Source organism: Sinorhizobium americanum (genome assembly GCF_001651855.1).
GTDB classification, from domain to species: Bacteria; Pseudomonadota; Alphaproteobacteria; order Rhizobiales; family Rhizobiaceae; genus Sinorhizobium; species Sinorhizobium americanum.
Genome location: NZ_LNQC01000076.1, coordinates 349,901 through 361,017, shown reverse-complemented (window position 1 = coordinate 361,017; position 11,117 = coordinate 349,901). Strand labels below are relative to the sequence as shown.

Sequence of the window (11,117 nt, the reverse complement as noted above, 5' to 3'; positions counted from 1 at the left end):
TCCCAAGAAACGATGTCAGCCGGCAAACAACCTTGCAAAACCGCAGAAAAACAGGCGTTTATGGATGGGCACTAGACTAGGGTCGGAGGCTCAGGGCAGTGCTGCCCCTATCGGCTTGATCTCAGACGATTCCCGCTTCGGGGAATCCGAGGGTGTCGACGGTCCCGAGGATCTGACCGCGCAGCCAGCGATGCGGCGGCTCGTCGTCGTGACGGGCGTGCCAATACATCCTGATCTCCGGAACGGGGATCGTAAGCGGTGGCTCATAGATGGCAATCGGCAGGCTCCGCGCGGCGGAAACTGCGAATTGGCGAGGAACAGCGGCGAGGTAATTCCCGCTTGCCACGGCCAACGCGACGGCCTGGAAGTGCGGCAAAGCCAGGCTCACGCGGCGCGCCCGCCCGATCTTGGCGAGGGCATCGTCTGTAAAGCCCGACATCGAACCGTCGATTGAGCGGATGGCATGCGGAAGTTCGCAGAACAGTTCGATCGGCAGAAGTCCATTCTCGCCGATCCCAGCCCGGCCGATCGCGATATTGTCCTTGGCTGCGATGATCGCAAAGGGTGAGTGAAAGAGAAGGGCACTCGAGACCCAGTCGGGCACCTCCAGCGGCCGCTCGAGCGCCGCGTCGACCTCGTCGTCCTGAAGCAGCCGTGCGACATCGCCGCGCGCGCTGTCGAGAAAACGGAGTGACACGGCAGGCGCCGTGTGCGTGATGCGCGCTGCCAGGGACGGCATCAGCAGCATCGAAAAGAAATCGGCCCCCATCAGCGTGAAGGTGCGCTCAAGCCCCGCAGGCTCGAACCTCTTGGCTGCGTGAAAAACGCGTTCGATTTCGCGCAGCGCCACCCGCACCGGCTCCGCCAGGCTCTCCGCCCGGGGCGTCGGCACCATCTCGTTGCCGCGCCGGACAAACAACTGATCATTGAGCGCGTGACGCAAGCGGTTGAGTGCCGCGCTGACGGCAGGCTGGCTCAAGCCGATCCGATCGCCGGCGCGGGTGACGCTTCTTTCCCGCAGCAGGGCATCGAGCACCCGCACCAGATTGAGGTCCAGAGCATTTAAATTCATCCCGTCAATTCGCCCCATACGATCATTCGATTTCCGCTCGACCCGGTCGGCCGGTAAGTCACCAGCGACGCCACGTCACTAAGGCAAAGGAGCACGCCCGCCATGACCATCACTAGCAACATCACAGAAAGCAAGGAACTCTTCTGGTTCAACAACACGCTCGTCGCGATCCACGTCTCCTCGAGCAAGGGGAGCGACGGCATCTGCGTGGTCGAGCACCACATGCCCTACTGGGATTCTCCGCCACTGCACGTGCATCACCGGGAAGACGAAGTCTTTCACATCCTCGAAGGCAGGATGCGCTTCCATATCGATGGCCGCGAGCGGATTGCCGTTACCGGCGAAACGGTTGTCGCCCCGAAGGGCCTCGCCCACACCTTCCGCGTCGAATCGAGCGGCGGGGCGCGGTGCCTGACGATCACCCGCGGTTCGGACTTCGAAACATTGCTGCGCCAGATGGGCCGCCCGGCCGATCGGCCGGAATTGCCGCCGCAGTCGGCGCCGACACCGGAAATCATCGCGGTCCTGACGCGATGCTGCACCGCGAACGGCATCGATATCATCGGTGCGCCGCTGGTCTGATGAGATCGGAGCAGAAAGCGTCATTCCCCTGCTCCTACTTCTTCCGCTCGATTTGTGCGTCATCCCGGTGAGCAGCCTTGAAATCCCGCAGGCGTTGCGAAAGACTTCTCCTCTCGGGAATGGAGGCCGCGGCTTCGTCTTGGAGGCGACCGGTGAGGAGTATCATGACAGACCAACGCGTTCGCATGCTAGCCGGACGGTGCCTCTGCGGCGCCGTCCACTATGTCGTCGCCGACGAGTTCCGCTATGCCGCAAACTGCCATTGCGCGGATTGCCGGCGGACGACCGGGTCCGCCTTCAAACCGTTTGCCGGCATCGAGCGCGCGAAATTCACCGTCACCGAAGGGGCAGACCATCTCCAGACCTACGGCGAGGAGAACGCGCACAACGCCCATTGCGGCAAATGTGGCTCCTTTCTCTATTCCGTCGTCCGCGACGGCGACTATGTGCATGTCGCGCTCGGTCCGCTCGCCGACGAACCGACGATGCGGCCGAACGAGCACATTTTCGTCGGCTCGAAGGCACCCTGGTACACGATCAACGACGAGCTGCCGCAATATTGGGCTCACGCCGCGGACGGGCCGCCGATCAACGGCTGACGTCCTCACATGTGCAAGGACCCGCGCCCTATCGCCACCACACGTAGCCGCACCGAAACATCAAGAGTATATTGCAGGCGGAGGTGTTCATGCGCCGACCTCTCGCCCTCGCTGCCGCCCTCGCCCTTGCTCTCAGCTTTCCGGCTCACGCGGAAGTTCTGATCGGCGTCGCCGGCCCCATGAGTGGCAAACTCGCCTGGACCGGCACGCAGTTGAAACGCGGCGCGGAGATGGCCGTCGCGCAGATCAATGCCGCCGGCGGCGTGCTCGGCGAGCAGGTCCGACTGATCGTGGCGGACGATTTTTGCGATCCGCAGCAGGCCGTTGCGGCGGCCCGGAAACTGGTCGCCGACCGTGCTGTGTTCGTTGTCGGCCATTACTGCTCGGGCGCCTCGATCCCCGCCTCCAAAATCTACGCCGCGGCCGGCGTGCTGCAGATTTCTCCGTCCTCGACCAATCCGACCTTGACCGAGCAAGGCCATGCCAATGTCTTCCGGGTCTGCAGTCGCGACGATGCCCAGGGCTTAAAGGCCGGCAACTACCTGGCCGACCACTGGGGGACCAAGAAGGTTGCAATTCTTCACGACGATACGACCTACGGCAAGGGTCTCGCCGAAGAGACAAAGAAGCAACTGAACAAGCGTGGCGTCACCGAGGCGATCTATCAAAGCTACGAGCCGGGGAAGGACGACTACTCGGCCGAGATCGCGGACCTGCAAACGGCAGGTATCGCGGTGCTCTATCTTGGCGGTTATCACACGGAAGCCGCACTCATGGTTCGTGCAGCGCGCGAGCGCGCTTTTCCGGTGCAGGTGATTTCCGGTGACGACACGGCGACCGAGGCCTTCGGCCTGATCGCCGGACCAGCTGCCGAAGGAACACTCTTCACCTTCGTCGCCGACCCGCGTCGCAATGCCGAAGCGGCTGAGGTTGTCGAGCGCTTCCGGGCGGAGAACTTCGAGCCCGATTCCTGGACGTTGCACAGCTACGGCGCCGCCGAAGTCTGGGCACAGGCGGCGCGAAAGGCGGGGTCACTGGAACCGCACAAAGTCATCGCGGCGCTGCGCAACCACGCGTTCGAGACGGTGCTCGGCCGCATCGATTTCGACGAGAAGGGCGACCTCACCGTTCAGAATTGGGTATGGTATGTTTGGAAGGGTGGCGAGTATGTGCCGCTGGAGTAACCGGCGGCTCACCGCAGCAGCACGCATCTGAAGAATCCATGCGGACGATGTTGACCGCCTCAGCCGGATCCAGGGGCCGCGATGTTTGATCGTCTCGGCATTCGCGGTCGTCTGCTGCTCGCCTTCTTCGGCATCAGTGCCTTCGCCGTGCTTGCGACGGCCGGCGCCCTGTACGCCTTTCTTCAGCTCAGCCAGGTGCTCGAACGGGTAACGGAGCGCCGGGCCCCGTCCGCGCTTCTATCGCTCGAACTCTCCCGCCATGCCGAGCGGGTCGCCGCCACCGCTCCCGCCGTCCTTGCTTCGACCAGCCGAGCCCGGCACACCGAGGTGTCGGCGGCGATCGGCAGCGAGATGACGCGCCTGGAGGAATTGCTTGCCGCCTTGAAGGGAACGACGCTCAGCTCGGCGGTCGTTGCCGAAATCGAAGCGGCGGCAGTGGGGCTGCGGCGCAACCTGAACGCCCTCGACGGTCTCGTCACCGCCCGTCTCAACGCCGTGGTCCGGAAGGAGGAGCTGCTGCGCCGCCTGTCGGCGACCACCAATGCCAGCCAGCGGCTCGTCGCCCCGGGCATTCTCGTGATGAACTCGAAGGTCCCGCGATGGCGGGCCGCGACGATCGATCCGACACTGTCACCGGAAGCGGAAGCTGCGGCGACACGAGACCTCGCCCGGGCAATCGCCGCCTATATTCCGCAGCAAACGGCGCAACGGGAGATCGCGGTAATCAACGACACGCTTCTGCAGGCTGCCGTCGTGCCGACACCGGGCGACCTGTCGCTGCTTTCCTTTCCGCTGCACCGCTCGGTCGACGCGCTGGAGGCCATCACCCCCGAATTCGACGAGCAATTGCGCAAGCGTTTCCGCCAACTCGTCGACGAGTTCAAGGCGCTGATCGACGGCGCGGCAAGCATTCCGGGCGCGCGCGGCGAAGAACTTGCAGTCCTGGCAGAGGGCGAGAAGCTGGTGGCGGAAAACGATCAGCTTTCACGCAAACTGACCCTTGCCGTAGATCGCCTCGTGGCGGCGGCGCAACGTGATATTTCTGACGCGGGCGCCGAAGCCGGGACGGTGCGGCGCTATGGCACCGGGATCGTGCTCGGCTCCGCGCTGCTCAGCTTGCTGAGTTCGATACTGATCGTCTGGCTCTATGTCGACCGTAACCTGCTTGCCCGTCTTGCCGGTCTCAGCCACAGCATGCTTGCCATCGCCGCCGGCAACCTGCGGGTGACGCTGCCGGATACCGGGCGCGACGAGATCGGCCGGATGGCCAAGGCGTTGCGCCTCTTCCGCGACACGGCGATCGAGGTCGAGGAGAAGAACCTGCGCGAAGTCGCCGAAGCCCGCCAGCGCCTGATCGATGCGATCGAGAGCATTTCCGAAGGGTTCGCGCTTTACGATGGCGAGGACCGGCTCCTCCTCTGCAACAGCCGATATCGCGAAATACTCTATCCGGGTATGGATGACGCCGTCGTCTCCGGCACGAGTTTCGAGGCGATCATCCGTGCCGCGGCGGAGCGCGGCCTGATCGAGGATGCCATCGGACGGGAGGACGAGTGGATCGCCGAGCGCCTCAAAGCACACCGCAATCCCGTCGGAACGATCCTGCAGCAGCGCGGCTCGGATCGCTGGGTGCAGATCAGCGAACGCCGCATTTCGGGCGGCGGCACGGTCGCCGTCTATTCCGACGTGACGGAGCTCAAGCGCCGCGAGCAGGACCTTTCCGAGAAATCGGCGGCCCTCGAAGCCCTGTCGAGCAAGCTGGCGAAATACCTCGCCCCGCAGGTCTATAGTTCGATTTTCAGCGGGCGGCAGGATGTCAGCATCGCGAGCCAGCGCAAGAAACTGACCATCTGCTTCTCCGACATCGCCGGTTTCACCGAGACGACCGACAAGATGGAATCGGAGGAACTCACCCAGCTCCTCAATCAGTACCTGACGGAAATGTCTCAGATCGCGCTGTCCTTCGGCGCCACGATCGATAAATATGTCGGCGATGCCATCCTGATGTTCTTCGGCGATCCGGAGACCAGCGGGGTGAAGGAGGATGCCATTGCCTGCGTTTCGATGGCCCTTGCCATGCAGAAGCGGATGACCGAACTCGGAGAAACCTGGCGCGGCGTCGGAATAGAGACGCCGCTGCGCTGCCGGATAGGCATTCACACGGACTACTGCACCGTCGGCAATTTCGGCAGCGAAGACCGGATGGACTACACGATCATCGGCGGGGCAGTGAATCTCGCCGCGCGACTGGAGCAGGAAGCGGAGCCTGGCGCCGTTCTGATCTCCTACGAGACTTTTGCGCAGGTGCAGGATGTGATCCATTGCGAGGAAGTCGGACGCGTCCGGGTCAAGGGCCTCGCCTATCCGATCGCAACCTTCAGGGTCGTCGACTTCAGGACCAATCTCATCGACGCTTGCGACGCGATCCACAAGGAACTGCCGCATCTTAAGCTCGATGCAGAGCCCGACCTCATGTCGTCCGGTGAACGGGAAGAGGCCGCGGCGACGCTTCGCGAGGTGCTGAGCAGGCTCTCTCGATAATCCGCTGCTCACCCATTCACGGAACATGTTCCGCCCGGCGCCTGTTGGAGCGGTAACGTGCACGGCGCGCGCGCAATAGCCGGGGCATTGCGGTGATCGCCGGCGACCGAAGGAGGAACGATGAGAGTGCTCGTTATCGGGGCTTCCGGCCTGATCGGCTCGGCCGTCTGCTCGAAGCTTCTCGAGCGTGGCTTGACAGTGGTGCGCGTGGTTCGCCCGGGCTCTTCGCCGCCAAAGACCGACGAAGCCGTGGAAATCGATCTTGCACGCGCTATCCGGCCTGAAGACTGGCTGCCCCATCTGTCGAACATGGCCGCCGTCGTAAATTGCGCAGGCACACTGCAGGACGGGCCGGGCGAAGATACGTCCGGCGTCCACGTCCGCGGTCCTTCGGCCCTGTTCCAGGCTTGCGAACAGGCCGGTGTCCGCCGTGTCATACAATTCTCGGCCATGGGGGTAGAAAAGCAGCAGCCCTCCCCCTTTTCGCGAACCAAGCTCGAAGGCGACAAGGCACTGATGGCCCGGGATCTCGACTGGGTCATTCTGCGCCCCTCGGTCGTTCTCGGCCCCGGCGCCTTTGGCGCCAGTGCGCTCATCCGCGGTCTGGCGGCTCTGCCCGTGCGGCCGATCATGCCGAATACCGGGCTGCTCCAGGTCGTGCGCCTCGAGGACGTGGCGCGCACCGTCGAGATGCTCGTCCATCCGGGTGCCCCCAAGCGACTGATCCTGGAGATTGCCGGGCCGGAGGCCCTGTCCTTCGAAGATGTCGTGAAAACCTATCGGCACTGGTTTGGCTGGGCGCCGGCTCGGGTCCTCAACATACCCGCTCCACTCGCAGACCTCCTCTATAAGCTCAGCGATCTTGCCGGAGCACTCGGCTGGCGCCCGCCGACGCGCAGTACGGCGCAGAAGGAGATCACCCGCGGCGCCGTGGGCGACATCGGGGCCTGGTCGGAGAATACCGGGATAGAACCGACTGCGCTCTCGGTGGCGCTGGCGAGAACGCCGGTTTCCGTTCAGGAAAGATGGTTTGCCAGGCTCTACCTCCTGAAGCCGGTCATCTTCGTCGTATTGTCGTTGTTCTGGATCGCTACCGGCGTCATATCGCTGACGACCGGCTACCAGATCGGCATCGACCTGATGGAGCGCACCCGCGCTGGTGTTCTCGCAGGTCCGAGCGTCGTCGCCGGAGCAATCGCAGACATCGTCATCGGACTTGCCATTGCGGTCCGTCGAACGAGCCGTGCCGGGCTCTACGGTGCGATTGCCCTTTCCCTCTTCTATGCCGCCGCCGGGACGGTCCTGCTTCCCGAATTGTGGAATGAACCGCTTGGTCCGCTGATGAAGATCTGGCCGATCATCGTGCTGCACTTCGCCGCCTTGGCGATCCTGGAGGAGCGATGATGCTCTATTTCGTTCTCAAATACCTGCACATCATCGGCGCCTCCGTGCTTCTGGGCACGGGTGCGGGGATCGCGTTCTTCATGCTCGTGGCGCATCGCACCGGTCGCGCCGAGACGATCGCTGCGGTTGCGCGCATCGTTGTCCTGGCCGACTTCCTGTTTACCGCCACCGCCGTCGTCTTGCAGCCGATAACAGGGGTGGCGCTCGCCTGGCATGTCGGTTACTCGCTGACGGAGGGGTGGATACTGCTGTCGATCCTCCTCTATCTGATCACCGGTGCATTCTGGCTGCCGGTCGTTTGGATGCAGATGGAGATGCACAGGCTCGCCGAGGCCGCGAGCAAGGGTGGGCAGCCATTGCCCAAACGCTACCATCGGCTCTTTCACCTGTGGTTCGCCTTCGGCTTTCCGGCCTTTGCGGCGGTCCTCGGGATCTTTTGGCTGATGATCGCCCGGCCCGCTATAGAGTGGTGAGCGGCGGGGTGGCGCTTAGAGAGGGACAGACAGCATGATCGTCGTGCGGCCGGCTTTAGCGGACGAAGTGGAGGCTCTTGCCCGGCTGGGGCTCTCCGCCTGGCGCAAGGGGATAAAGCCGCTTATCCCGGCGGAAGTCGCGACGGCGGTCGAGCAGGACAACCCTTTCGTGCCATTTCTCCGGGATATGCGGTCAAATATCCTGGTGGCTGAGGTCGAAGGCCAAGCTGCCGGGATCGGGGCCTGCGAGCACGGAGACGATACCATCAGCGATATCTGGGTGGCTCCGGCATTCAAGGGGCGGGGCGCCGGATCGGCGCTTGTAAGAGCGCTCGAAAGACAAATCTTTGAGCGCGGCTACGATGAAGCTCGCATCGAAGTCGCCGCTGCCAATCGAAGAGCGCTCGAACTCTATCAACGCCTCGGCTATCGGCAGCTTTGGAGGAAGGTCGCCTTTGATGCGGTGCTGCGAACGAACCTCGAGAAGATCGGTCTGGCGCGGCGTCTTTCACCCGATTGAGCGCGCCAGGCCGCGCGTCCTCACGAACGCCCCGCTCAAGCATTGCCGAAAGCCTCCGATAGATCATTGTGTGCGGTGACGGCGGCAATCTCCCCCTGCGCCATGGCGACTCCCAACTGGTTCAGACCCGTCACCACATCGCCGATCGCGTAGAAGAACCGGACGCCGGTACGCTGATGCTGATCGGTCGGTATCCGCCCTTCCTCGTCAAGCTTCACTCCAATTGCCTGCGCAAGCAGAGATTGTGGCATGCAGCCGAGCGCCGAATATACCGCCACCGCCTTCATCGCTACCCCTCCCAAGAATTCCAACGCCATGCGGTCTTCCGGGACGGGCTCGTGCCGTGCCAATCGGGCTGTGAGCAGTCGAATGGGCGGCCTGATGTCCGCAGGCGTCTGTCCCTCGGGTTCGGCACCCAAGGTCGCCACCGTCACATCGTCGGTGAAGGAGAGCAGAAATGCGGCTTCCTTCATCGCCCGCCGGTTGTTGCCGATGACGACCACCGGTTCGCCATTGATCTCGTACCCGTCGCAGATCGGGCATAGCCTGAGATTGCCGTTCCGCACGAGTTCCTTTGCATTCGGCCAGGGCGGAAGAACGTCGACCAGGCCCGTCGCGCCTATGACCGCGCGACTCCGGAGAAGACGGCCGGCGACTTTGCACTGAAAGCTGTCCCCTACCCGCTCCAGCAGATCGGCACGGGCGGCGAGATATTCAACCCCGAACCTGGCGGCTTGATCATGCATACGGTCGAGCAGCACCTGGCCCGGAACGCCGTCGGGGAAAGCCGGATGATTGTAGGAGCGCGGAATGAGCGAAGCGCGGCTGTTTCCCTCGTCGACGACGATCACATGCCGGTTGAGGCGTGCCAGATAGACGCTTGCCGCCAGACCGGCAGGCCCCCCACCCACAATAATGCAATCATAGTTCGGTTTATCGCGCACTCGGCGTCTCGCCGTTGGTTCCTGTCAAACAGCCTGCTGTGAACGGCTCACGCGGCCGGTTGTTCCTGGAGGCCATAAATGCCCGGAAGATATCGTGGTCCCGCCGCTGCGCGCCTATTCGTCAGCGGCCGCAAGCGGCTTGAAGGCCGGCGCGTTCAGGGGCTCGCCATCCACCGAAAAGTGGGAACCGTGGCATGGACAGTCCCAGCATCTCTCAAAGCCGTTCCAGTGCACGACACAGCCGGCATGGGTGCAAGTCGCGGATCGAATATGGAGTTCGCCGCCAGTGTCGCGGTAGGCTGCAAGCTTTGCCGTGCCACGGCGGAAAAGGCCGCCGTCGCCCGGTTTCAATTCATCGAGCGAAGACAATTCCCCGCCCGTGAGATGTTCGGCGAGATTGGCGGGCATGGTGAGATTTTCAGAAATGTACTCGCCCGCTGCGCCGATCGAGATCCGATTGGGCTGGTAGACGTCCGTCCAGGCATTGTCGCGGCCCAGGATAAGATCGCGCAGGATCAACGAACCGGCGACGCCGTTCGACAGGCCCTCGCCGGAATCGCCGGTCACAACGAAAATATTGTCGTTTCCGGGGTTGCGACCGATATAGGCGAGATAGTCCACCGGCTCCATCACCTGGCCGGACCAGGCATATTCCGGATCGCCCATTCGCGGGAAGCGCGCCTTTGCCCATTGCGTGAGCCTCGCTATCCGCTCCGGCTGGTCGTCGGCTTGTCCGGTCTTGTGATCCTCGCCGCCGACAATCAGCCAAGCATGCTCTGCGCCTGACGGCTGCAGTCGCACATAGTGGTACGGATCCAGCGTATCCCAGTACAGCGCATCGACCACCGAGCCGCTTGGTACTCGGCCGGCAACGACATAGGTCCGATATGGTGCCTGCTTCGTATGAATCGCGATCCAGTCGTTGATCGGCGAATTCGTTGCGATGACCGCCGCTCGCGCGCGGATTTCATGGCCTTGCCGCGTGCGGACGATCGTTTCGCCGCCCTTCTCTTCGACGCTCACGACCGGTGTCTCTGCGTATAGCCGCCCGCCATCGCGTTCGATGCAGCGGATGAGACCGTCAAGATATTTGAGCGGATGGAATCGTCCCTGTTCCGGAAAACGGAGGCAGCGGTGCTCGCCGCCATCTCCCGTACCCGGCAATCTGTCCCACGCGACGCCGGAGAAGCCGAGGCCGTGACAGGCATCGATCTCCCGCTCGAGGATGGAAACGTCTTCGTCCGACGCCGCGAACAGATAGCCGTCGAGGCGACGGAAGTCGCACTCGATGTTTTCGGATGCCTGGATCTGCTCAACCCGATCAAGGGCCCTGACTTGGCTGTGCAAGTAGTGTCGTGCCTCCTCGAGACCACGCAGCCTGATGAGTTCGTGGTAGAAGTCGTCGAGGACGGAGGCAAGATGCGCGCTCGTGCGAGCCGTCATACCTCGGGCAAGCGCGCCTCGATCCACGACGATCACCGACTGTTCTTCGCGGCACAGTTCGTAGGCGACCGAGAGGCCGGCGATACCGGACCCAACCACGACCACATCGGCTCGCTCATTGGTGACAAGCGGCTGCGCTCGGTGCTCCGGGGCGGTTGCCATCCAAAGGGACTGGCTGCGTTCGGAATTCACGTTCATGGCGTCAATCTCCATCACGACGAACCGCGCTCAATCAGAAATGTTCCTCGAACGACAAAGGGCTAGCCTTGCCTCCGGCTGATATAAATTGCCACGGCCAAAGACGCCGTTTGGACTGAAGGCTTTGACGTGCCCCGTTATGCGGGTTTGAAAAAAC

General features: G+C 63.1%; 10 protein-coding genes. 7 read left to right on the top strand and 3 right to left on the bottom strand.

Going from position 1 to position 11,117, the window contains the following annotated elements; genetic code table 11:
- Positions 1–121: 121 nt before the first annotated feature.
- The gene (locus ATC00_RS25735; protein ID WP_064254944.1) at positions 122–1,072 is read right to left on the bottom strand and encodes a LysR family transcriptional regulator; all 951 of its coding nucleotides are present in this window, start codon (positions 1,070–1,072) and stop codon (positions 122–124) included.
- Between the two features lie 102 nt (positions 1,073–1,174).
- Between ATC00_RS25735 and ATC00_RS25730 the strand changes: the two genes are divergently transcribed.
- The 7 genes from ATC00_RS25730 to ATC00_RS25700 all read left to right on the top strand — a co-directional run bounded on the left by ATC00_RS25730 (position 1,175) and on the right by ATC00_RS25700 (position 8,375).
- Positions 1,175–1,654 carry a cupin domain-containing protein gene (locus ATC00_RS25730; RefSeq protein ID WP_064254943.1) on the top strand — a complete coding sequence of 160 codons (480 nt, stop codon included), beginning with the start codon at positions 1,175–1,177 and terminating at the stop codon, positions 1,652–1,654.
- A 164-nt stretch (positions 1,655–1,818) separates the two neighbouring features.
- Positions 1,819–2,253, top strand: coding sequence for a GFA family protein (locus ATC00_RS25725; RefSeq protein WP_064254942.1), 435 nt, complete (start codon positions 1,819–1,821; stop codon positions 2,251–2,253).
- An 89-nt stretch (positions 2,254–2,342) separates the two neighbouring features.
- On the top strand, positions 2,343–3,437 hold the full coding sequence (locus ATC00_RS25720; RefSeq protein ID WP_064254941.1) for a branched-chain amino acid ABC transporter substrate-binding protein: 1,095 nt from the start codon (positions 2,343–2,345) through the stop codon (positions 3,435–3,437).
- A gap of 81 nt (positions 3,438–3,518) precedes the next feature.
- On the top strand, positions 3,519–5,978 hold the full coding sequence (locus ATC00_RS25715) for an adenylate/guanylate cyclase domain-containing protein (RefSeq protein ID WP_064254940.1): 2,460 nt from the start codon (positions 3,519–3,521) through the stop codon (positions 5,976–5,978).
- Between the two features lie 120 nt (positions 5,979–6,098).
- Positions 6,099–7,382: an SDR family oxidoreductase gene (locus ATC00_RS25710; protein ID WP_064254939.1), complete on the top strand. Its 1,284-nt coding sequence runs from the start codon at positions 6,099–6,101 to the stop codon at positions 7,380–7,382.
- Positions 7,382–7,855 (top strand): DUF2269 family protein, encoded by a 474-nt coding sequence (locus tag ATC00_RS25705; protein ID WP_064254971.1) that lies wholly within the window; start codon positions 7,382–7,384, stop codon positions 7,853–7,855. The genes ATC00_RS25710 and ATC00_RS25705 overlap by 1 nt, the downstream gene beginning before the upstream one ends.
- Positions 7,856–7,889: 34 nt before the next feature.
- A complete protein-coding gene (locus tag ATC00_RS25700) occupies positions 7,890–8,375 on the top strand; it encodes a GNAT family N-acetyltransferase (protein ID WP_064254938.1) in 486 nt (161 codons plus the stop codon).
- Between the two features lie 35 nt (positions 8,376–8,410).
- On the opposite strand, the gene ATC00_RS25695 is transcribed toward ATC00_RS25700, so the two are convergent.
- On the bottom strand, positions 8,411–9,319 hold the full coding sequence (locus ATC00_RS25695) for an NAD(P)/FAD-dependent oxidoreductase (protein WP_064254937.1): 909 nt from the start codon (positions 9,317–9,319) through the stop codon (positions 8,411–8,413).
- A gap of 114 nt (positions 9,320–9,433) precedes the next feature.
- Positions 9,434–10,960 (bottom strand): FAD-dependent oxidoreductase, encoded by a 1,527-nt coding sequence (locus ATC00_RS25690; protein WP_064254970.1) that lies wholly within the window; start codon positions 10,958–10,960, stop codon positions 9,434–9,436.
- Positions 10,961–11,117 lie beyond the last annotated feature (157 nt).

Coding starts and splice junctions, on each gene's coding strand:
- ATC00_RS25735 (WP_064254944.1), bottom strand. CDS start 1,072: ATGAATTTAAATGCTCTGGACCTCAATCTGGTGCGGGTGCTCGATGCC.
- ATC00_RS25730 (WP_064254943.1), top strand. CDS start 1,175: ATGACCATCACTAGCAACATCACAGAAAGCAAGGAACTCTTCTGGTTC.
- ATC00_RS25725 (WP_064254942.1), top strand. CDS start 1,819: ATGACAGACCAACGCGTTCGCATGCTAGCCGGACGGTGCCTCTGCGGC.
- ATC00_RS25720 (WP_064254941.1), top strand. CDS start 2,343: ATGCGCCGACCTCTCGCCCTCGCTGCCGCCCTCGCCCTTGCTCTCAGC.
- ATC00_RS25715 (WP_064254940.1), top strand. CDS start 3,519: ATGTTTGATCGTCTCGGCATTCGCGGTCGTCTGCTGCTCGCCTTCTTC.
- ATC00_RS25710 (WP_064254939.1), top strand. CDS start 6,099: ATGAGAGTGCTCGTTATCGGGGCTTCCGGCCTGATCGGCTCGGCCGTC.
- ATC00_RS25705 (WP_064254971.1), top strand. CDS start 7,382: ATGCTCTATTTCGTTCTCAAATACCTGCACATCATCGGCGCCTCCGTG.
- ATC00_RS25700 (WP_064254938.1), top strand. CDS start 7,890: ATGATCGTCGTGCGGCCGGCTTTAGCGGACGAAGTGGAGGCTCTTGCC.
- ATC00_RS25690 (WP_064254970.1), bottom strand. CDS start 10,960: ATGAACGTGAATTCCGAACGCAGCCAGTCCCTTTGGATGGCAACCGCC.